This window comes from Affinirhizobium lemnae (assembly GCF_022968395.1).
Classification (GTDB): Bacteria; Pseudomonadota; Alphaproteobacteria; order Rhizobiales; family Rhizobiaceae; genus Neorhizobium; species Neorhizobium lemnae.
In genome coordinates this window covers 16,305-35,068 of record NZ_JALJQZ010000037.1, presented here as the reverse complement: position 1 = coordinate 35,068, position 18,764 = coordinate 16,305, and the positions used below count along the sequence as shown (strand labels likewise).

General features: G+C 63.5%; 23 protein-coding genes and 2 pseudogenes. 3 read left to right on the top strand and 22 right to left on the bottom strand.

Features of this window, described 5'->3' with window-relative positions:
* The 4 genes and pseudogenes from MUU53_RS18260 to trbB form a co-directional block, all read right to left on the bottom strand.
* A pseudogene (locus tag MUU53_RS18260) lies at nucleotides 1-728 on the bottom strand (conjugal transfer protein TrbE); the annotation flags it as partial.
* 14 nt (nucleotides 729-742) lie between these two features.
* Nucleotides 743-1,024 carry a VirB3 family type IV secretion system protein gene (locus MUU53_RS18255; protein WP_247262162.1) on the bottom strand — a complete coding sequence of 94 codons (282 nt, stop codon included), beginning with the start codon at nucleotides 1,022-1,024 and terminating at the stop codon, nucleotides 743-745.
* Nucleotides 1,024-1,317: a TrbC/VirB2 family type IV secretion system protein gene (locus tag MUU53_RS18250; protein WP_247262165.1), complete on the bottom strand. Its 294-nt coding sequence runs from the start codon at nucleotides 1,315-1,317 to the stop codon at nucleotides 1,024-1,026. The genes MUU53_RS18255 and MUU53_RS18250 overlap by 1 nt, the downstream gene beginning before the upstream one ends.
* A 50-nt stretch (nucleotides 1,318-1,367) precedes the next feature.
* Nucleotides 1,368-2,396, bottom strand: coding sequence for a P-type conjugative transfer ATPase TrbB (gene trbB, locus MUU53_RS18245; protein ID WP_247262161.1), 1,029 nt, complete (start codon nucleotides 2,394-2,396; stop codon nucleotides 1,368-1,370).
* A gap of 254 nt (nucleotides 2,397-2,650) precedes the next feature.
* Here trbB and MUU53_RS18240 point away from each other — a divergent pair, with 254 nt between their 5' ends.
* Nucleotides 2,651-4,384, top strand: a complete 1,734-nt coding sequence (locus MUU53_RS18240; protein ID WP_247262160.1) for a phospholipase D-like domain-containing protein — start codon at nucleotides 2,651-2,653, stop codon at nucleotides 4,382-4,384.
* 30 nt (nucleotides 4,385-4,414) lie between these two features.
* Here the strand turns inward: MUU53_RS18240 and MUU53_RS18235 are convergent, their stop codons facing one another.
* The 3 genes from MUU53_RS18235 to MUU53_RS18225 form a co-directional block, all read right to left on the bottom strand.
* A complete protein-coding gene (locus tag MUU53_RS18235) occupies nucleotides 4,415-4,861 on the bottom strand; it encodes a ribbon-helix-helix domain-containing protein (protein WP_247262159.1) in 447 nt (148 codons plus the stop codon).
* An 11-nt stretch (nucleotides 4,862-4,872) separates the two neighbouring features.
* Entirely contained in the window at nucleotides 4,873-6,861 is a 1,989-nt protein-coding gene (locus MUU53_RS18230) for a conjugal transfer protein TraG (RefSeq protein ID WP_247262158.1), read from the bottom strand.
* A 116-nt stretch (nucleotides 6,862-6,977) separates the two neighbouring features.
* Nucleotides 6,978-7,277, bottom strand: coding sequence for a DNA -binding domain-containing protein (locus MUU53_RS18225; RefSeq protein WP_247262157.1), 300 nt, complete (start codon nucleotides 7,275-7,277; stop codon nucleotides 6,978-6,980).
* Between the two features lie 107 nt (nucleotides 7,278-7,384).
* Between MUU53_RS18225 and MUU53_RS18220 the strand changes: the two genes are divergently transcribed.
* The gene (locus MUU53_RS18220; RefSeq protein ID WP_247262156.1) at nucleotides 7,385-7,648 is read left to right on the top strand and encodes a helix-turn-helix domain-containing protein; all 264 of its coding nucleotides are present in this window, start codon (nucleotides 7,385-7,387) and stop codon (nucleotides 7,646-7,648) included.
* Nucleotides 7,649-7,720: 72 nt separating this feature from the next.
* On the top strand, nucleotides 7,721-7,942 hold the full coding sequence (locus MUU53_RS18215; RefSeq protein ID WP_247262155.1) for a helix-turn-helix domain-containing protein: 222 nt from the start codon (nucleotides 7,721-7,723) through the stop codon (nucleotides 7,940-7,942).
* Here the strand turns inward: MUU53_RS18215 and MUU53_RS18210 are convergent.
* The 15 genes and pseudogenes from MUU53_RS18210 to MUU53_RS18145 all read right to left on the bottom strand — a co-directional run bounded on the left by MUU53_RS18210 (nucleotide 7,925) and on the right by MUU53_RS18145 (nucleotide 18,663).
* A complete protein-coding gene (locus tag MUU53_RS18210) occupies nucleotides 7,925-8,866 on the bottom strand; it encodes a LysR family transcriptional regulator (RefSeq protein WP_247262154.1) in 942 nt (313 codons plus the stop codon). The genes MUU53_RS18215 and MUU53_RS18210 overlap by 18 nt on opposite strands.
* Nucleotides 8,867-8,917: 51 nt before the next feature.
* Nucleotides 8,918-9,799, bottom strand: coding sequence for an AraC family transcriptional regulator (locus tag MUU53_RS18205; RefSeq protein WP_247262153.1), 882 nt, complete (start codon nucleotides 9,797-9,799; stop codon nucleotides 8,918-8,920).
* Nucleotides 9,800-9,830: 31 nt separating this feature from the next.
* Nucleotides 9,831-10,532 (bottom strand): alpha/beta hydrolase, encoded by a 702-nt coding sequence (locus MUU53_RS18200; RefSeq protein WP_247262152.1) that lies wholly within the window; start codon nucleotides 10,530-10,532, stop codon nucleotides 9,831-9,833.
* Nucleotides 10,533-10,720: 188 nt separating this feature from the next.
* Nucleotides 10,721-11,875: a DUF3363 domain-containing protein gene (locus tag MUU53_RS23420; protein ID WP_377307136.1), complete on the bottom strand. Its 1,155-nt coding sequence runs from the start codon at nucleotides 11,873-11,875 to the stop codon at nucleotides 10,721-10,723.
* A 258-nt stretch (nucleotides 11,876-12,133) separates the two neighbouring features.
* A pseudogene (locus MUU53_RS23415) lies at nucleotides 12,134-12,772 on the bottom strand (hypothetical protein); the annotation flags it as partial.
* A gap of 289 nt (nucleotides 12,773-13,061) precedes the next feature.
* Nucleotides 13,062-13,991 carry a lytic transglycosylase domain-containing protein gene (locus tag MUU53_RS18190; RefSeq protein WP_247262150.1) on the bottom strand — a complete coding sequence of 310 codons (930 nt, stop codon included), beginning with the start codon at nucleotides 13,989-13,991 and terminating at the stop codon, nucleotides 13,062-13,064.
* A gap of 4 nt (nucleotides 13,992-13,995) precedes the next feature.
* Entirely contained in the window at nucleotides 13,996-14,343 is a 348-nt protein-coding gene (locus MUU53_RS18185) for a DUF736 domain-containing protein (RefSeq protein WP_247262149.1), read from the bottom strand.
* Between the two features lie 67 nt (nucleotides 14,344-14,410).
* Nucleotides 14,411-14,956, bottom strand: coding sequence for a conjugative transfer signal peptidase TraF (gene traF, locus MUU53_RS18180; RefSeq protein ID WP_247262148.1), 546 nt, complete (start codon nucleotides 14,954-14,956; stop codon nucleotides 14,411-14,413).
* A complete protein-coding gene (locus tag MUU53_RS18175) occupies nucleotides 14,953-15,474 on the bottom strand; it encodes a DUF2840 domain-containing protein (RefSeq protein ID WP_247262164.1) in 522 nt (173 codons plus the stop codon). The genes traF and MUU53_RS18175 overlap by 4 nt, the downstream gene beginning before the upstream one ends.
* Complete coding sequence (locus MUU53_RS18170) at nucleotides 15,474-15,722, bottom strand: ribbon-helix-helix protein (protein ID WP_247262147.1); 249 nt, start codon at nucleotides 15,720-15,722, stop codon at nucleotides 15,474-15,476. Before MUU53_RS18170 ends, MUU53_RS18175 begins: the two co-directional genes overlap by 1 nt.
* Nucleotides 15,719-16,369 carry a ParA family partition ATPase gene (parA, locus tag MUU53_RS18165; RefSeq protein ID WP_247262146.1) on the bottom strand — a complete coding sequence of 217 codons (651 nt, stop codon included), beginning with the start codon at nucleotides 16,367-16,369 and terminating at the stop codon, nucleotides 15,719-15,721. The genes MUU53_RS18170 and parA overlap by 4 nt, the downstream gene beginning before the upstream one ends.
* Nucleotides 16,366-17,445 (bottom strand): replication initiator protein A, encoded by a 1,080-nt coding sequence (locus MUU53_RS18160; RefSeq protein ID WP_247262145.1) that lies wholly within the window; start codon nucleotides 17,443-17,445, stop codon nucleotides 16,366-16,368. The genes parA and MUU53_RS18160 overlap by 4 nt, the downstream gene beginning before the upstream one ends.
* On the bottom strand, nucleotides 17,446-17,715 hold the full coding sequence (locus tag MUU53_RS18155; RefSeq protein ID WP_247262144.1) for a helix-turn-helix transcriptional regulator: 270 nt from the start codon (nucleotides 17,713-17,715) through the stop codon (nucleotides 17,446-17,448). It abuts the gene before it with no gap.
* A gap of 155 nt (nucleotides 17,716-17,870) precedes the next feature.
* Nucleotides 17,871-18,524, bottom strand: coding sequence for a DUF2285 domain-containing protein (locus MUU53_RS18150; RefSeq protein WP_247262143.1), 654 nt, complete (start codon nucleotides 18,522-18,524; stop codon nucleotides 17,871-17,873).
* Nucleotides 18,409-18,663 (bottom strand): transcriptional regulator domain-containing protein, encoded by a 255-nt coding sequence (locus MUU53_RS18145; protein ID WP_247262142.1) that lies wholly within the window; start codon nucleotides 18,661-18,663, stop codon nucleotides 18,409-18,411. The genes MUU53_RS18150 and MUU53_RS18145 overlap by 116 nt, the downstream gene beginning before the upstream one ends.
* Nucleotides 18,664-18,764 lie beyond the last annotated feature (101 nt).

Sequence of the window (18,764 nt, the reverse complement as noted above, 5' to 3'; positions counted from 1 at the left end):
GGCGTCGTCGCTGTTGGAAAGCCTGTGATGGTGAGGACGCGCAGATGTGCCGAACCCAGGCGCGGCTCCAGCCCGCCGGTCAGCGGCTGATCGGCGAGTAGCGCGTCGAGATAGATCGGCGTCTCGGGAACGCGGACACGGTGGCGATGTGTGGAAACGCAGCCATGCAGGTAGGTCAGCGTTTCACCGTCATCGAGCCAGCGGCACTCGGGCATGAAGGCTTCGATCAGGCGCAGCAGCCGATCAGTGCGGTCGGCGAAGCCGCTCATCACCTCGGTCGGGTCGATGCCCGCCTTCTCGCGCCCCTCGTAGAGCCAGGTCTCGGCGCGGGCTGCATCCTCGGCCGGCGGCAGGTATGTAAAGGTCAGGAAGTAGCTGGACTCGAAATGTGCGCCCGCTTCCTCGAAATCGGCTTTCCGCTCGGCATCGACCAGCGCCGACGCGGAATCTGGGAACAGGCTGTTCGGATAGGTCGCGGCGGCATGGCGCTGCGCTTCCACGAAAATCGCCCAGCCGGAGCCGAGGCGACGAAAGGCGTTGTTCAAGCGCCCTGCGACGGCAACCAGTTCGGCGGGCACGGCGCTGTCGAGATCAGGCCCGCGAAACCGCGCCGTGCGCTGGAAGCTACCGTCCTTGTTCAGCACGATGCCGGCGCCCACCAGTGCCACCCAGGGCAGGAAGTCGGCGAGCCGAGCGTTCTTGTTGCGATATTCGGCGAGGTTCATCATGGCCGCGCTCCCCGTCAGACCGTGAGGTGCGCGGGGATGCGCAGATGGCGGCGGCCGACCTCGACGAAGAGCGGGTCGCGCTTGGCCGCCCACACCGCCGCGACATGGCCGATCGCCCAGATGAGGATGCCGACCAGCCAGAGCCGCAGGCCCAGGCCCACCGCACCAGCGAGCGTTCCGTTCAGGATCGCGATGGCGCGCGGTGCGCCGCCGAGCAGGATCGGTTCGCTGAGCGCCCGGTGCAGCGGGACGGTATAGCCCGGCACCTCTCCGCCCTGATCGACGACGCCCGCCATCAGACCAGCGCTCCGCCGCCGAAGGAGAAGAACGACAGGAAGAACGAGCTGGCGGCAAAGGCGATCGACAGGCCGAACACGATCTGGATCAGGCGGCGGAAACCGCCCGAGGTATCGCCGAAGGCCAGCGTCAGGCCGGTCGTGATAATGATGATGACGGCGATGATCTTGGCGACCGGGCCTTCGATCGACTGGAGGATTTGTTGAAGCGGCTGTTCCCACGGCATGGACGAACCGGAGGCATAAGCAGGTGCCGCCATGACCACGGAGAGCGTAGCGGCCGATACGGTCATGGCGAGACGCTGGCGCGCGTGGGTGAAGCGCGAGAGAGGCAGGCGTTGGATCACAGGGAGTCTCCTTCAAGGCTGGGGCTGAGGGCGCGGGTGGAGGAAGCCGCATCGCCGTCGCCCTCCGTGACGGCGGGCGCGACGCGGTAATCGCCGTCGGGGCCGAGGCCCTCGACGCGGGCGAGTTCGGACAGGCGACGCGCCGAGCCGCGGCCCGACAGCACGGCGACGAGATCAATCGTTTCGGCGATCAGCGCGCGTGGGACGGTGACGACAGCTTCCTGAATGAGCTGTTCCATGCGGCGCAGCACACCGATGGCGCTGCCAGCGTGGATCGTGCCGACGCCGCCGGGATGGCCGGTGCCCCATGCCTTGAGCAGGTCGAGGGCTTCCGCGCCGCGCACCTCGCCGATTGGGATGCGGTCAGGGCGCAGGCGCAGCGAAGAGCGGACGAGATCGGAGAGCGAGGCGACACCATCCTTGGTGCGCATGGCGACGAGGTTGGGTGCGGCGCATTGCAGCTCGCGCGTATCCTCGATGATGACGACGCGATCGGCGGTCTTCGCCACCTCGGCGAGCAGCGCATTGGTCAGCGTCGTCTTGCCGGTGGACGTGCCGCCGGCGACGAGGATGTTGGCGCGCGATGCGACGCCCTCGCGCAGCGCGTCGGCCTGTGCCGCCGACATGATGCCGGTGGCGACATAATCGTCGAGCGTGAACACGGCGACGGCGGGTTTGCGGATGGCGAAGGCAGGCGCGGCGACCACCGGCGGCAACAAGCCCTCGAACCGTTCGCCGGTCTCGGGCAGTTCGGCCGAGACGCGCGGCGCGCCCGCATGGACCTCGGCGCCGACATGGTGTGCAACGAGGCGGACGATGCGCTCGCCATCGGCGGGCGACAGATGCTCTCCGGTGTCGGACAGTCCTTCGGAGAGACGGTCGATCCAGATGCGACCGTCCGGGTTCAGCATCACTTCGACGACGGAGGCGTCTTCCAGAAACCGCGCAATCGCCGACCCCAGCGCCGTGCGCAGCATCCGCGCGCCGCGCGCTAAGCCTTCCGAATTGTGATGCGAAACCGCCATTCGATCCCCGATCTCGCCGGGGACACATCAGACGGTCCCCGGACGGGGATGATTAAAAGAGCCGGAAATCAGGCCGGTTCAACAACTATCGAATGGCGTGCGGGGATCGGCGAGAAAAGGCGGCAATCGGCGGAGTACGCTAAACTCGCCATCCTAAGCGCGATCACGAGAGAACTTCCGCTTCGAGCATCAATGATGTAATTCTGAAGCAATCGTAAAATATAATCGACATACTTTCCTCAAGGGGGCGGACGATGGCTATCGAACTGATCGTACATCCAGGCGTCGACAGCGCCTTTCTGGCGTGGCGCGCTCCGTTCATCGACGCGTGCCGGGGCTTCGCGTTACGACGCAAGGTCAAGCGTGCGGCCGGCAGCGCTCCCAGTCCCAATGCGACCGGCAGTGCCGATGCCAATGGATTCGTCGAGGAGATCGTGGCGAGTTGGGTCGGCTTCGCGGACGGCCCTGATGTCGAGGAAGGGACGCGCAGGCCGACAACGGAATGGCCGATACAAAAATATCTCTGGTCGGATTTCGCGGTCAGCCCAGGTGACGAGGTCGCCTATCGCGTCGTCCCGATGATCGGCCCCGAAGCGGCTATGCAGGAAGCAGTCGATCAGGCTTCAGCCTGGAGCGCGCCGGTCGCGATCGGCGCGGAAACCGAAGGGCGGGCGAGCTGCTACTTCAATCGCGGCATCGTCGCCAGCCAATGGCTGGCGCGGCTCCTGCCCGACGCAAGCCCCTCGACGAAGCTGCGGGAGGAAATCGCCGATCCGCAAAGCCGCATCCGCGCGTTTCTCGGCGGCCCCGTCCGCGACAAGCTGCTTTCGTTGCTGACCGATGCCGCCGCCACCAAGGCGCATGTCTATGCCGCCTTGTTCGAGCTAGACGATCCCGAGCTGATCCCGCTCCTCAAGGCTCTTAAGAAGCGCGCCCACATCGTGCTGGGCAATGGTGCCGTGAAGAAGAAGGGCGAGGACGAGAATGACGACGCGCGCGCTGCCCTGAACGGCTGCGACGTGCGCGATCGGATGACTGCACCGCGCGCGCTGGCGCACAACAAATTTCTGGTGATCTGCGACGCCGACAAGACACCGCAGGCCGTCTGGACCGGCAGCACCAACTGGACGAAGACGGGGCTCTGTACGCAGGCCAACAATGCAGTGCTGATTGCCAACGCTGCGCTGGCGCAATTCTATCTCGACCAGTGGAAGGCATTGGCGGATGCCGGCGACGCGACACCGGACACGCTTTACGTGAGCAACGGCACGCCCCGGAAGAGCACCAAGGCCAAAGGCACGACGCTCTGGTTCACGCCGATGCGTGGTGGTGCTGATCTCGATCAGGCAGGCGCGCTGATCGCGGCAGCCCGGCACGGCATCCTGTTCCTGATGTTCAATCCGGGGCCGCGCGGCACGTTGCTCAACGACATCATCGAACTCGCCTCGCCGGGCAGCCCGAACTTCAAGCCCGATCTCTACATTCAGGGTGTCGTCAACCAGAACCCCGGCACCGACAAGAACCCGGTCGTGCTGTTCAATCGTGGCGACCGCATCGACGCGAATGCCGACGTGCTTCTACCGGCCGCTATTCCTGGTCCTCTCAAATATTGGCACAAAGAACTGGTAAAGCTCCCTGGAACCTTCGCCATGGTCCACAGCAAGGTCGTCGTGATCGACCCCTATGGCGACAAGCCCGTCGTGATGACCGGCTCGCACAATATGGGGCCGAAGGCGAGCGGGGTGAACGACGAGAACCTGCTCATCATCGAAGGCAATGGTGCGCTCGCCAGCCAATATGCCGGCAAGATCATGGAAATCTATGCGCAATACCGCTGGCGGCAGTCGGTTCAGAAGCAGGATGGTAAGCCGCGTTGGTCCGGTTTGGCTGACGATGACACATGGCAGATCGCCGACGCGACCAAAGCCTATGACAAGCGTCGCCTGCGCGAGCTGGATTTCTGGTTCGGGTCGGACGCGGCGGGCTGAGCCTCGTGTTAGTGGCCTATATCGCCGCGATCAGGTTTCGGTTGGCGGCCTGTCGGTGCCTTCCCGGCGGGCGTCGATGTCGCGCGACAGCTCCTTCAGGAACCGATCGCCGGTCGCGAGTTTCCGACCAAGCGTGTTGAGGAATTTTGCGAACCGTTCCCCACCTTTTGCTTTGGCGGATGCGTGGGCCGTCTCGGGGAGCGGAGGCGTGATGGTCATCCAATATTCGACGAACAGCGACAGGGTTTCGCCGAGGATGGCGAGGTCTTCGTCCAGTCCGTCAATCTGGCGGCCGATCCGGTCCATGCGACGCGCAAAGACGGCTTCAAGCCGTTCCGAGGCGTCGGCCGACAGGAAGGAGGCGACGGCGGCTTCGATCACGGCGGATTTGGAGATGTTGCGCCGAAGCGCCAACGCCTCAACCTTCTTCAACAGATCGGGATCGAAATAGACGTTCATGCGGGTCTTGGTCTGCATGGCCGCCATCCTCACAAGTCGATGCCGTCAGCGGGGTCCATCGTCGCCTGCCGGGCGTTCGATGTGACCTGAAGCCGGAGACGACGGGCTTTTGCGGCATCGATGTCGGCATCGTCGTCGAGCACGTCGAACTCGTTGAAGGCCGGATGCTCCAGCGGCGCGATCTCCTCATGCTCGGGCAATTCCGGCTCGCGGCGAATGCCGGCATTGGCTGGATCGGCAACGTCGCTGCTTCCGCTACCTGTTGAGGTTCCCGCTGATGCAGACGGGATCGCCAGCGCCGACCAGTCGTCAGCGGGTGGCGCGGTCGGTGCTTTTGCAGCCGGCTTCGGCGGCGGCAGAATGCGCTCGCGGAATCGGGCGTCCTCATAATAGCGCGCTTTCTTCGCCCGCACCGGCGGCACACCCGCGACCAGAAGCAATTCGTCGGCGGGCGGAAGCTGCATCACCTCGCCGGGGGTCAGCAGCGGACGGGCTGTCTCCTGCCGCGAGACCATGAGATGCCCGAGCCAGGGCGACAGCCGATGGCCGGCATAGTTGGTGGAATCGCGCATCTCGGTCGCGGTGCCGAGTGCATCCGACACACGCTTGGCCGTGCGCTCGTCGTTGGTGGCGAAGGCGACGCGCACATGGCAGTTGTCGAGCACGCTGTTGTTCGCGCCATAAGCCTTCTCGATCTGGTTGAGGCTCTGCGCGATCAGGAACGACTTGATGCCGTAGCCCGCCATGAAGGCCAGCGCGCTCTCGAAGAAGTCCAGCCGCCCAAGCGCAGGAAACTCGTCCAGCATCAGCAACAGACGATGCCGGTTGGCGGAGGTCTTCAGGTCTTCGGTCAGACGCCGCCCGACCTGATTGAGGAGCAACCGAATCAGGGGTTTGGTGCGGTTGATGTCGGAGGGTGGGACGACGAGGTAAAGGCTGACGGGCTTTTCGGCCGCGACCAAATCGGCGATGCGCCAGTCGCAGCGCGTCGTCACCTTCGCCACGACAGGATCGCGGTAGAGGCCAAGGAACGACATGGCGGTGGACAGCACGCCCGAGCGTTCGTTGTCGCTCTTGTTCAGCAACTCGCGGGCTGACGATGCGATGACAGGATGAACACCGGCTTCGCCCAGGTGCGGCGTATTCATCATCGCGCGCAGAGTCGCTTCAACGGGGCGCTTCGGATCGGACAGAAAATTGGCGACGCCGGCAAGCGTCTTGTCGGCTTCCGCATAGAGGACGTGCAGGATCGCGCCGACCAGCAAACTGTGGCTGGTCTTTTCCCAATGGTTGCGCTTGTCGAGTGCGCCTTCGGGATCGACGAGGATGTCGGCGATGTTCTGCACGTCGCGTACTTCCTTGTCGCCGCGCCGCACCTCCAGCAGCGGATTATAGGCCGACGATTCTGGATCGGTCGGATCGAACAGCAACACGCGACCGTGCTTTGACCGGAAACCGGCGGTCAGGCCCCAATTCTCGCCCTTGATGTCGTGGACGATGACCGAACCGGGCCAGGTCAACAGGGTCGGCACGACGAGGCCGACGCCCTTGCCGGATCGGGTCGGGGCGAAACACAGCACATGCTCGGGTCCATCATGACGGAGATAATCGCGGTCGAGCCGGCCGAGCAGCACGCCATCGGGGCCGAGCAGACCGGCAGCACGGATTTCCTCGGTTTCGGCCCATCGCGCCGAGCCATAGGTGGCGACGTTCTTCGCCTCCCGCGCCCGGATTACCGACAGGGTGATGGCGACGACGATCGAGACCATCGCACCCGACACTGCGATGCTGGCGCCTTCAATGAAGATCGAAGGGGCATAGGCGTCGTAGCAATACCACCACCAAAAGAAGAGCGGCGGATAGTAGAAGGGCCAGCCCGCCACCTCGAACCAGGGCGCGCCGAGTTGCGCCTGAAAGCCGAGCCGCCATGCCGTCCACTCCGTCGCACACCAGATCGCGGTGAACACGATCGTCAGAACGAGGGCGACTTGTCCCCACAGGACACGGCTTCCCGACATACAGGCTCCAATCGGCAAAAGAGACGGAGCCGATCAGAGAATAGCCGTTCCGGCGATAAGCAACAGGAAATCCGAAGCGTGCAGGTTTCGGATACTATGGCGAAGAAATAGGACGGTCAGTGCCGCGTTGAATGCGTCTCGGCCGCCGCCTGTTCCAGTATCTTGCGATACCCGGTCTTGGTCATCCATCGGGCGCGATCGAGATGGCTTTGCCAGCATGTGCGGCTGCGCTCAGCTTCCGCGATCGGATCACGATGCAGCACGATCCGGGCGACCTCCGTCCAGTCGGCGCCATCATCGTCGGCGTCGAGCAGACGTAGATAGGTCACGAAATGCGTCTCGTCGTAGATGGTGATCTCCGGCACGGTCGGCGCCAGATCATCGACATCGGGGTCAAGCTCGGGTCGCACCCGCATCGGACGGCCCTCCCTCGGACCTTGTGCCCAAAACAATCCCGAAATGGGATAATCCTGAATCAGGATCAGCGGATTGGCTCCCCCTTTTCAACGGAGAGCCGCCCCGAATGCAGAAATCCTTGCGCACGCCCCGACAAATCCTGCTGCAATCTCTCCTCGTCGAAGCGCGCAAGGCCAAAGGACTGACGCAAGCCGAGCTGGCCGCCGCCCTGGGCAAGCCACAGTCTTTCGTCGCCAAGTATGAGGGCGGCGAGCGGCGCATCGATGTCGTCGAGTTCGTGGACATTACTGCGATCCTCGGTGTTGCTGCCAGCAGCCTGCTCGCGAAGATCGAACCGGCCGTCGCGAAAACGCGATCAAGGGCGCAATGAATACCACAGGTCGGAACGAATCGGAATGATCGTTCCTGGAACGATCATTCCGACGCTGGTTCCTCTCATGTCATGGACCTCAAGGAGGTCATGGCGGTCAACCTGCGTCGAATTCGTCATGATCGGAACATGACGCAAGAAGAGCTGGCGGATCACGCCGGCTTGAGCGCTCGCTATATCGGTGCGATCGAACGCGCCGACGTGTCGGCGAGCGTCACGGTGCTGGGCCAGATTGCTGATGCGCTGAAAGTCGAACCGGGCGAATTGGTGAAGGCGTCAGACCACGCCCGCTGACCGGCTCATCTGTGTGGCAAGATCGAGCAGATTAAGCAGCGCTGGATTGCGGTTATGCGGCGACCACACAGCGCTGAACCGCGCCGATTCGGTCTCATCGGCGATCGGTCGGAAGACGACGCCGGGGAACGGCACATGCGACGTCGCCTCGCTGGTCAGCGTAATACCGTCGCCCGCTGCGACCATTCCCATCAGCGTGTCGCGGGCAACATCGCAACGGTGGATGCGTGGTGAGCGCTCGCGTTCGCTGATCCGTCGCACGACATGCTCGAACACTTGCGGGCCAGTGCCACCATGGCGGACAAGGAAGATCTCATCCGCGAGGTCAACCCAGGTGATGGCTTCCCGTTCCGCTAACGCATGATCCGTAGGCAGAGCCACCACCATCTGCTCACACCACAGCAGGCGGGAATGACAATCGGGTGCGTTCACGGGGCCGACAACGAAGGCCACGTCGAGCCTGCCGTCTCGGACCATCGCTACCGTCTCGGAAGATCGGCCCTCCAGCACAGACTGCTCGATCGCGGGATAGCTGGCGCGATAACGCCGGCGCAGATCGGCAAGGAACCCGGCAACGATGGGAATATGCAATCCGATCGCGAGCTGCCCCTCCATCCCATCGATCATGGCGCCGACTGTGCGCACAGCCTGGTCGAGATGAGCGATCCCGGCAGAGACCTCGGCGACAAACTGACGTCCAGCTTCGGTCAGCCGAACGCCTCGATGGCGCCTTTCAAACAGTAAGATGCCAAGATCCTTTTCAAGGATCTTGATCCGTGTGCTGATGCTGGATTGACCCACTCCGAGTGCGTGCGCAGCATGACGGAAGTTCAGATGTTCAGCAACAGCGAGTGTTTGGATCAAGGATGTCAACGGAACGCGCCCGCCGAGAAGTTGTAGGGTCGAAGGGGGAGCTGCCTTCATTAAGGGCCGCCTACGCATAGTTGATGCGCCCCACCGCGCTCATACAGCGGGTTATTTCAATGGCAGGAAGAGTTCGGCGACCGCTTCCTGTTCTGGCACATCAGGAAAGAAACTAAGGCGCTGGCAATAGATCGGGAAATCCCGGAGTTCCTCTCCGCTGGCCGGCAACCAATGTTTGTAGAGGTAGAGAGCAGCAGGCTCCAGATTTTCAGTATTCCCCAAGACACGTAGTACTGCGCATCGCCCCCCTGGGATCAGGCCGCCCCTAACGCCATCGCTATTTTCAACAATCGGTTGATCCGTCCCGGCGCACAAGTCGAGCCGATATTCGGCTGGCGGGATCGCATGCGGATCGGAGTAAAAGATATTGAAAGTAGGACTGACCTGCGGGGGCAATCCAGCAGCTTTGCGCCATGCAATGAAGTGTTGGATCGTGGCCCCGATCGTCGCCGGATCGCCGCGATGTTCCATGATCGCGACCGTAGTCGGTAAAACGTTGCGGATTGTTATGTCGTCTGGCGTGAAATACTTCTGCAAGAGCTTGCTCCTAGCTTTGTCGAGAGGGTGGAGAGCCCCGCACCATGGCTCCCAGTTCGGAGATTTCCGAAATTCGGAAGGCGATTGATCAAAACGTTGCCGAAAAGCGCGAGCAAATGCGTCTGGTGAATCGTAGCCAGCATCCATCGCAACGTCGGTGACGGAAGCACTTTCCCTAAAGGCGAGACGGTAAGAAGCTCGTTTCATACGCGCGAGTTGCACATAGCGGTGGACAGACAATCCAAAAATCCCGGTAAACTGCCGATGGAAATGGAATTTCGAGAATGCCGCCACATGGCTCAACGCTTCTAAGTCAAGATTTCCGTCAAGGTTGCGGTCAATGTGCTCTAGGACTCGCTGCATTCTAACATGGTAGCGTTGAAGTTCTGAATCCATCCCAATTTCCTCAATCGCAGAATAGGTAGTGTTAGTCATGAGATTGTCGAAATGAGACAATCTTTCCGACATCATCTGCTATAGAGGAGAGAAAAATATCTCTGTTCGTTTGCGGATCAACTACGTGGGGCGGCAATTCATTCATATAAGTAAAATGCCCTGCATTTTCATCTATCCTAAGGTAGACATCTGTTTTTTGTGCAAGGGTATCTTTAAAGAACAGAGCCTGATCTGGAGGCGTGATCGAATCTTTTTCACCTGCCCTGATGTAAATCTGCGAATCTATAGAATTAAGCGCATTTGGATGTCGAAAAAAATCACTTGGTGGTGCAAAAAGGAAAATGAAATCAAATTTCAAGTTTGATTGAGATATTACCGCATCTCCGGAGATGGTCCGCGCCTCGGCTCCTGCCAATGCCAGCAACGTCACAGCACCGATAGAATGCCCTATACCGAACATAGAACGATCCACTTCCGCGTAGTTGTCAGCCGCCAGTTCTAGCCGACGGACGCGCGTATCCAGCTCTTCCTTAGTTGGGATGGATGAGTGCAGCATCGCAAAGTGTGGCGCAATTATCGTGCATCCGTGATCTGCAACCGACTGCAAAAATGGAAGGTGTCGCAATGGATTTCCCCCACGACCGACCGCAAAAAGGCCAACGCGTTTGGGATCATCAGCCCTTAAGATAGTGACCGAAAAAACACCTCCCTGATCCTCTAGCTGAGTATCCATCTTCTTCAACTCCATGCGCTTTATGCGAAATCATCACCCACAGTCAGCTATTGCCGGATCAGGAATAGGGTCTATTCCGATACATGCTGAGCTATAGCGCCTCTCAGACAAGAGTCGCTCGACCGATCTTGCGCTTCTTCGCAGATTGCCGCTTAGTCACGCTCTTCATCCAGCGCATTTGGCTGGCATCAAACTGCTAGCCCGCGTTGCCGTCCCAACTGCCAAGACACTGATCCAGCCTGCACGATGCCGGACACCTCGCGGCCAAGCTGCCGGTCGATGACCGGCCGCCACGGGACAAGAGAGAACTCGTGGGACTTCTCGACGATGGCGAACTTGCCGCTCGATAGCTGCACGGTCCCGGTGAACTTCCCCGTGATGGTCTCGCCATCGGCGGCGGCGCGGAACGGCAGTGATTTCCTGGCGGCCATCTCCTCGCCTATACGGGCAACCTCCCGCTCCTGAAGCGTGGCGATCAGGTTGCGCCGATAGGCGGTGCGGCCATCGGCCTGACGCACGGCGTCACCCCGGTCGATCAGAGCCTCGCGGCGTCGCTCCATCGCCTCGCGCACCTGTTCGCCGAACCCTGACGCGGACAGGTCCGATGCACCCGCGCCGACCAGCCGCCGGTCGAGCCAGGTCGCGCCGTCCGATCCGATCTGACGTTCGAGATCGAATGTCGAGAGGACGCGGATATTGGCGCGGGCGTTACGCGCCGCATCATAGGCGGTAGCGCGCGCCTCGAAGTCGCTGGGGATGCGCCACTGATCTGCGTCGATCCGCTCGGCGATCCCGGCGCGGCGCAACGCCTCTAGCCGGCGGACATGGGCATCGACGAAGCCCTCATAGTCGCCGTTCGGCACGCGCCCCTCGAACCGGGCCTGCTCCAGATGACGGCTCGGCCGATAAATGCCGTCCTCGGCCATGCCGGCGATGGCGCGATCGGAGGGACGGCCCGTGCTATCCGCCGGCCCGATCTCGACGACGCTGCCGATGCGGGCATCCTCGACGCGCACCGCATCGAAGCCGGAGACATGATGCGTCCGACCATCGATGCCATCGACCACCAGCGTCAGGTTCTCGCCCAGTTCGTCGGTGAGATGCTTGTCGATGACGCGGCCGATGATCGGCGTCGCGGGCGCGGTGCCGTGAATCTGGAAACTCATCGGATCGCGTTCTGCGCCCTCGGCCCGGAGCGCCTTCTGCATGGTGCGGATGATGTCGCCGCGCTCGCCCATCTCGCGCAGGGTCGGCTCCAGCCGCGCGCTCAACTCCCAGACGTTCGGGGCGTGTTCGGTGGCGAGGCCCATATCGCCGAGCTTGCCGAGACGGCGCAGCCGCATCGTGCGGTCGGACTGGCCGGAGAGATCGCCAGGTTCGGGACGCAGGTCGAGGAAGCGGCCGTCGGCCTGTTCGATCATCGCCCGGTCGATCCGGGTGAGCCGGTCCTGATTGATCTCGGCCATCAACTTGCGCCGCTGTTCGATCTCCGTGACCGGGCCGAGTTCCAGCGTCGCCAGTTCACTTGCCCGCTCGCGGATGCCATTGGCGAGATAGTCGCCGTTGATGACGAGATCCTGGCCGAGATCGTCGCGACCGTTGACGATGATATGGACATGGGGATGGCCGGTGTTGTGGTGATTGACCGCGACCCAATCGAGTTTGGTCCCAAGGTCGGCCTCGACCTGCGCCATCAACTCGCGGGTATAGCCGGTGAGGTCAGCGAGGTCGCCAGCGTCCTCGGGCGAGACGATGAAGCGGAACTGGTGGCGATCGTCCTGGCCGCGATCGAGAAAGGCGTCTCCGTCAGTGCGGTCCTCGGTGGCGGAATAGAGCTGGCCGCGTTCGCCCTCGCGGGATGTGCCGTCGCGCTGGATGTAGCGCAGATGGGCGGCGGCCTTGCCGCTCTTGCCCGCGCCCCGGACAGACCGGGATTTGACGATGACGCGGCGGCTGCCGGGCTGGCGATGGCTCCAGCCATTCGACAGGTTGCGGGCGCGCACGAAGGCCGCGCCGCGCCCACGCTGCACGCCACGGCCGGAGGCGATCGTGCCTTTGCCCTTTGCCGCGCGCCCAGGGCCGCCGCCTTTCGCCGACCGGCTTCGACCGGACGCGGCCTGCTGCTGGCGGGTGATCTTGCGCACGGTGCTGAGGAAGCTCTTGGCCTGGCCCGCCTTCAGCGCGTCGGAACGCACGCGGCCGGGCCTCGGCTGGAAGCGGTTGTCGTCGTCGCCGCTCATCGCCGATCCGCCCGAAACCACCGATGTGGGCGCACAGTGCCGCGAGAAACGCGGCAGATACTGGCTTTGCCGCGCCTCGCGGCACCATGGCGGCCCGGAGCTGGTGCCGCCCCGAACAGTGTGCAGACAAGGGCTTGGCCCCCGAACCGGACCCATGGGGTGCCGGTTCGTTTAATCTTGCCCTCCCGCCTTCCTGTCTGTTCTGCCCCTCCTGCCCAGGGATGAGACTGTTGCCAGCCCCATCCACTGCACACTGCCAAAGCCCACGGTCGGGAAAGGATCGCGATGCTCATGGTTGTCGTCCCGTATCCGCCCGTGCGACGAACAAGCCGCCCGATTGCGGCACGATGGCGGAGACATCGCGCATGGCGGGCGTCGATGCAGCGTCATTCGGGCGACGCTCAGCCTGCACGGGATCGGCGGCGGGACGGCGATCCGGCTGTGCGATGAACAGCGGCGCGTGGGTCCAGGCGAACGGATCGGCCGCAGCGACCGTGACGGCGCGAGGCACATCGCCGCCGTCGAGATTGGGAACGACGGTGGCGACATAGGCGCGGGTCTCGGCCGGAAGCGGACGGCCCTTGAGCGATGCTTCATAGCGACCGGGACCGGCGTTGTAGGCCGCGATCCAGCCGGGCGAACCATAGCGGTCGAACAGTTCGCGGATATAGGCCGCCCCGGCGATGATGTTGTCCCGTGGGTCATACGGATCGGAGCTGAGACGATGACGGATGCGCAGATCGGCCCAGGTGTCGGGCATCACCTGCATCAGTCCGATCGCGCCCTTGGGGGAGACAGCACGCGGATCGCCAGCACTTTCGGCGCGCAGAACCGCCCTGATCCATGCGGCCGGATTCTCGAACCGCTGCGCCGCCTCGGCGATCAAGCCGGCATAATGATCGCGTGGCGACGGCTGCGTTATGGGCACGGTCTGCGCCAGTGCGATTGGCGGTGTCATCCCGCTCGACAGCAGGCCCGCGATCAGAATGATCGCCCATCGGGCATGATGGCCTTCTCCGCTACGACGCCAGCCTGCCAGCGTGCTCGCTGCGGTCAAGGATACGCGCGAAGCGCCGATCTTCGATCGTCCTTGACCTTCGCTGCGCGCGCCGGCCGACCTGCGTTCGAGCGGGACGAAGGAATGAGACGGCTTTTCCGCGAACAAAGGAATGACCTTGATGAACGGGATCGCGCGGGCGGACAGTCTGACGGATCGCATGATGTCAGTCCTTTCCGTCGCGCTTGACCGGCCGGGACCAGTGCAGCGACCAGGCGTTGCCGGCCTCGTCGTCGCGAAACAGATTGGCGCGGATCGGCTGCGGCAAGGCGGGATCGTCGATCAGCAGCGCGACATATTCGCCTGCACGTTCGCCGGTGCGTTTCCAGCCCGCACCGACCTCCTGGCAGTTCTCGTCGCTGCCGTCATCGCGCACATGGATGCGATAGTCGGGCGCATTCTCGGCGTCGGACGGCACGGCCGGAACGAGTGCGATGTCGCGGAAGAGCGTGAAGGTTTCGATGCGCCCGGCGAAGCCGGATGGGTCGCGGGTGAACTGGCCGATCTGTGGCATGATGGTTTCCTTGGCGGCGAGTTTGGGAAACCCCTCGGCGAGCACCGCTCCCGCCGACGGGAAGCGGTCAGCGCGTGGCGGCGCGCCAGACGAAACGGCCGTCGCCGACCTCGTCGGTGTAGAGTGGCGTCGCCTTGCCGATGATGGTGCGCGCCGAGATCGGGCCGAAGTAGCGGCCGTCCAGGCTGTCCGGCACATCCGGGTTCATCAGGAAGATGTCGCCGTCCGCAATGCGGCGGCAGCCCTGCCAGACTGGCAGCGGACGGCCGCGCTTGTCGCGGTCGAGCGCATCGCCGAACGGCACGGCATCGACGGTGACGGCGTTGCCGGTGCGGCAAACCTGCTGGCCGGGAAGTGCTGCGACACGCTTCATCAGCGGCACATCACGACCGATATAGCCGCGCTCGACCATCCAGTCGGCGAGCGGCTTGTCCGGCATCACGGCGACCAGATCGCCGACGGCGAGATGGCGCGGTGGATCAAGGGCGTAGAGGCCGATCGGCACGCTGGCCGAAGCGTTCCAGACGAGGCGCAGCGGCGTCGGAACGAAGGAGGCGATGGCGACGCCCATCGTCGCGAAATACGTCACCATGACATAGCCGAAGCGGGTCATTGTTCGATCTCCCGGCGCTTGAGCCACGCCTGATGGCGTTCCGGCGTGTAGGCGCGCGGTTCGTGGCCAGTGCCAATCCGGTTGCTGACATGCCGCCAATGGTCGGGCGAAACCTCGTTCGGTTCGATGTTGGCGGCTTCTATCGCGTCGATATGCCGGAGCGCCTGTTCGACCTTCGGCCAACCATCGACCGTCAGCAGGATGTCGCCGCCGGGACGGACGCAGCGCAAGGTCTGATATGGCTCGCCGGGATCGACCGCGCGCACGATGTCGATCCGTGAACTGACGGTGCCGAAGTCGTTCGCCGCCCATCGGACGAAAGCGAAGACGCTGCCGGGCCGATACGAAAGCACGCGGCGGCGGCGATCGAGGATCGTTTCGCGCACATGCCGCCCGAACCTGATCCAGTTCTCGACGCGCTTTTCGATATGCGTCAGTTCGACATGGGTGAGATTATCGGACGCCTGCACGATCGGCACAGGGCCGCCGCGCAAGCGGAGGGCCGCGTTGCCGGTCATCATGGGTCTCCGTTGGTGGTGGAAAATTCGCGCGCGAGCAGATCGCGCAGCATGTCGGCGACGGTGATGCCGCGCCGGAACGCGGCGATCTTGATCCGGCCGCGCAGCTCGGGCGTCACGTCAATGGTGAGCCGCGCGGTGAAACCGGCGGCATCGCTATCTCGCGGCGGGGTATCTGCGGCTTTGATCCAGTGTTCGGGATCGGCCGGACGGGCGGCGAAGCCGCGACGGGTCGGACGCTCGCTCATCGCGTCCTCCCGATATGCAGGCGGTCGATCTCGTCCGCCAGCGCCGCGATCTCGCGGGCTGCGGGGGTGTCGTCGTCCAATTCGGAGACCAGCCGCCCCGACTGGGCAGCAACCGCGAAGGCGATCCGCTGGCCGATGGTGGCGGTCAGCACCGGCGGATCATGGTCGGTCAGTGTCTCGGCCGTCTCTCGGGCGAGCACGGTGCGTGTGCCACATCGGTTGAGCACAAAGCGGGCGACGAGGTCCGGCCGATAGATGCGCGCCTCGGTGAGGAGCGCCAGCATTTCCGCCGAGGCCCAGCCGTCGAGCGGCGATGGCTGCACGGGGATCAGCACCAGGTCGGCGGCGAGCAGCGCCGAGCGCATCAGCGCGGCGACACGCGGCGGGCCGTCGATGACGATCATGTCGGCATCGCGCGCCAGCTCCGGCGCTTCCCGGTGCAGCGTGTCGCGGGCCAGGCCGACGACGCCGAACAGGCGGCCCAGGCCCTCACTCGCCCGCTGCTGGGACCAGTCGAGCGCGGAGCCTTGCGGGTCGGCGTCGATCAGGATGACGCGCAACCCCCGGCTAGCCCACTCGCCAGCAAGGTTCAGCGCCAGGGTCGTCTTGCCGACGCCGCCCTTCTGATTGAGGAGCGCGACGATCATGACGACCGCCTGCCGGTGGCACCGGCACCATGCCTCGCGTGCGTGCGCGTCAAAGAAGAAGAGTTAGATTCTTTGTTAGACTCTAAGTTAGCAGTCGGATTCCGCTTTTCGGACCAGAGACTTAACTGCGGTTCGTGCGCCCGAAATCCCGATAGTGCTGCGCCCGAAGTCCCGATACCGTTTGCGCCCGAAGTCACGAGCGTTTCCACAGCGTCGTCCACAGGCACTGTGGACAAGCCGAAGGGGCGGATTTGCAGCATTTCGCGCCGGCCTTCGCGCCAGATGTCGAGGCGGTAGCCGGGCAATGGCTGGCGGGCGGCGATGCGGCGCAGGTCCAGCGCGAAATCTGAGACGCGCGCGAGGCTCCCCGACTTTTCGTGAAGATGGGCGACCTCGAACAGCCAGCCATGTTGCTGATGGCCGGCGTGTTTGCGGGCGACGCGGTAGAGCCAGCGTTCGATGCCGCCGGTCAGCCGGAAATAGAGCGGGTCGATGGTCAGGACCAACGAGCGGTCGATGACGCCGCGATAGAACCAGTCGGGCAGGACGAACTCCATGCCCTCGACGCGGCCGTCGCGGGTGGTCAATTCCTCCCATTCGTTGATCCAGGAGAATTGATGCCGCCGCCAATGCTCGCCATGACGGATGGTGGTGCGGATCACGGTCGATTGCAGGCGGGCGAGCGCGCCCTTCAGAAGGCGGTATTCGCGCGCGCCGGTCGCGCGGCCGACGGCCTGCAAGAGCTGATAGGGCGTAAAGCGCAGGAAGCGCGAGGTGCGCAGGCCGTGGTTCTCGGCCTCGACGATCTGGCTGGCGGCCCAGATCAGCACATCGGCATCCCAGATCGTCGCCATGCCGTGTTCGGGCAATGCGTGGACTTCGACGCGCTGGCCACCGGCCTCGTAGAGGATTGGCGCGATGCGCCTGGCTTTCGCGAGCGAGAAGAACGGGCGTTCCATGAGGTCTCGCTGGTCGCGCGGGCTGGCATCGCCGGTGGCGATCACGAAGGGATCGAGCCGCTGGCGTTCGCTGCCCCGTGTGAGACGTTGGCTGTCGTGATGATCGGCGCCCGGCATTCAGCGGGACGCCTTTTCGGCCGGCGTCAGCGGACGGGCCGGGAAAACGCGGGTGGCGGTCTGCTCCGACGCGGACTTGCGGATACCGGCATCGGTCCAGGATTGGAGGTCGTCGATGGAATAGACGATCCGGCCGCCGATCTTGCGGTAGAACGGGCCGGTGCCATAGGTGCGATGCTTTTCCAGCGTGCGGATGGAAATGCCGAGGAAGCGCGCCGCATCGGGCGTGCGCAGGTATCGGGGCGGCAGCCCCGTTTTGGGATCAAGCATGATCGGATCTCCGGTCGGGTTCGAGCGGGCTACCGGCAATGGCAGCGGGCTATGGCGAACCCTGGCGAAGAAACGGCGGCTTGCAGCGTGCCGGAATCAGGGGGGTGCGATTCCGGCACCCCGCATGGCACAGTAACGATCAAGCGCTGTTGCCATCAGCGGCGGCGCGGCAGGCGAAGGGGATGATGCAAAAGGTCGCGATAGCCGCCACGCATGTAGTGGTTGCCATCGGCGACCAGACGCCGGGTCAGGTTCTTGCGCGGATCGCTCTCCCAATCCGCCTTGCTGCCGTGGAAACCGAAAAGCGTTTCGGCAATTTGCCGATAGCTCGCCCCATCACTCCGGCCATCGAGTGCGCGCAGGATCAGGACATGACGGTTACGGGTTTGTGGCGGCAGGACGTGGGCATATTCGCCCGGCGGCCGTCCGACCAAGGCACGCCAGAAGCGTAGGATTGCCAAGGCACGCAACTCAGTGAAGGCATCGAGCGGCAACAGTACGACATAGGAGGTTGCAACAGAGATGTTGGAATCAGCGATCCAGAACTGATGGACGGCATCTCCGACCTGCCAGCGGCTATGCCGTTCATCATCGGCGGTGGCGCGGACGGTGATATGGGGCAAGCGGGCGAGATCAATGGGTATGGCAACCGTATCTTCGGAAGCAGCCATCACCGGCCTTAACTCGAAGGCTTCAGGCAGCAGTGCAGGTAGCCAGAACACCTCGGCAGAACCGGCTGCGAGATTGGGGTCGGCCGGGAAATCGCAACCCCCAGCGTTCGGAGAACGCGCTGAGGGTTTCCGGCTCATCTGGTGGACAAGCGCTCACCCGATGAAAATCGCCGCGATAATCTTCGTCGCGGCGGAGATATTCCCAGGCAAAGCCGGCGGCAGATAAACCATTGGTATCCGCATAGGCGGCCGGCGAGCGCCAATCAGAACTCGGCATGGCGTCACCCTCGATCACATCGCGTATCAAGCGATATAGAGAAACGAGGATGCTCAACTCAGGGTAATATTTGGAGACGGTGTTTGCAGATATGTTGATCG

What these genes read in the sequence shown, in the direction of transcription:
- MUU53_RS18255 (WP_247262162.1), bottom strand. Translation starts at nt 1,024, where the DNA reads ATGGCGGGCGTCGTCGATCAGGGCGGAGAGGTGCCGGGCTATACCGTC.
- MUU53_RS18250 (WP_247262165.1), bottom strand. Translation starts at nt 1,317, where the DNA reads ATGACCGTATCGGCCGCTACGCTCTCCGTGGTCATGGCGGCACCTGCT.
- trbB (WP_247262161.1), bottom strand. Translation starts at nt 2,396, where the DNA reads ATGGCGGTTTCGCATCACAATTCGGAAGGCTTAGCGCGCGGCGCGCGG.
- MUU53_RS18240 (WP_247262160.1), top strand. Translation starts at nt 2,651, where the DNA reads ATGGCTATCGAACTGATCGTACATCCAGGCGTCGACAGCGCCTTTCTG.
- MUU53_RS18235 (WP_247262159.1), bottom strand. Translation starts at nt 4,861, where the DNA reads ATGCAGACCAAGACCCGCATGAACGTCTATTTCGATCCCGATCTGTTG.
- MUU53_RS18230 (WP_247262158.1), bottom strand. Translation starts at nt 6,861, where the DNA reads ATGTCGGGAAGCCGTGTCCTGTGGGGACAAGTCGCCCTCGTTCTGACG.
- MUU53_RS18225 (WP_247262157.1), bottom strand. Translation starts at nt 7,277, where the DNA reads ATGCGGGTGCGACCCGAGCTTGACCCCGATGTCGATGATCTGGCGCCG.
- MUU53_RS18220 (WP_247262156.1), top strand. Translation starts at nt 7,385, where the DNA reads ATGCAGAAATCCTTGCGCACGCCCCGACAAATCCTGCTGCAATCTCTC.
- MUU53_RS18215 (WP_247262155.1), top strand. Translation starts at nt 7,721, where the DNA reads ATGGACCTCAAGGAGGTCATGGCGGTCAACCTGCGTCGAATTCGTCAT.
- MUU53_RS18210 (WP_247262154.1), bottom strand. Translation starts at nt 8,866, where the DNA reads ATGAAGGCAGCTCCCCCTTCGACCCTACAACTTCTCGGCGGGCGCGTT.
- MUU53_RS18205 (WP_247262153.1), bottom strand. Translation starts at nt 9,799, where the DNA reads ATGGATTCAGAACTTCAACGCTACCATGTTAGAATGCAGCGAGTCCTA.
- MUU53_RS18200 (WP_247262152.1), bottom strand. Translation starts at nt 10,532, where the DNA reads ATGGATACTCAGCTAGAGGATCAGGGAGGTGTTTTTTCGGTCACTATC.
- MUU53_RS23420 (WP_377307136.1), bottom strand. Translation starts at nt 11,875, where the DNA reads ATGCGGCTGCGCCGTCTCGGCAAGCTCGGCGATATGGGCCTCGCCACC.
- MUU53_RS18190 (WP_247262150.1), bottom strand. Translation starts at nt 13,991, where the DNA reads ATGCGATCCGTCAGACTGTCCGCCCGCGCGATCCCGTTCATCAAGGTC.
- MUU53_RS18185 (WP_247262149.1), bottom strand. Translation starts at nt 14,343, where the DNA reads ATGCCACAGATCGGCCAGTTCACCCGCGACCCATCCGGCTTCGCCGGG.
- traF (WP_247262148.1), bottom strand. Translation starts at nt 14,956, where the DNA reads ATGACCCGCTTCGGCTATGTCATGGTGACGTATTTCGCGACGATGGGC.
- MUU53_RS18175 (WP_247262164.1), bottom strand. Translation starts at nt 15,474, where the DNA reads ATGACCGGCAACGCGGCCCTCCGCTTGCGCGGCGGCCCTGTGCCGATC.
- MUU53_RS18170 (WP_247262147.1), bottom strand. Translation starts at nt 15,722, where the DNA reads ATGAGCGAGCGTCCGACCCGTCGCGGCTTCGCCGCCCGTCCGGCCGAT.
- parA (WP_247262146.1), bottom strand. Translation starts at nt 16,369, where the DNA reads ATGATCGTCGCGCTCCTCAATCAGAAGGGCGGCGTCGGCAAGACGACC.
- MUU53_RS18160 (WP_247262145.1), bottom strand. Translation starts at nt 17,445, where the DNA reads ATGCCGGGCGCCGATCATCACGACAGCCAACGTCTCACACGGGGCAGC.
- MUU53_RS18155 (WP_247262144.1), bottom strand. Translation starts at nt 17,715, where the DNA reads ATGCTTGATCCCAAAACGGGGCTGCCGCCCCGATACCTGCGCACGCCC.
- MUU53_RS18150 (WP_247262143.1), bottom strand. Translation starts at nt 18,524, where the DNA reads ATGAGCCGGAAACCCTCAGCGCGTTCTCCGAACGCTGGGGGTTGCGAT.
- MUU53_RS18145 (WP_247262142.1), bottom strand. Translation starts at nt 18,663, where the DNA reads ATGCCGAGTTCTGATTGGCGCTCGCCGGCCGCCTATGCGGATACCAAT.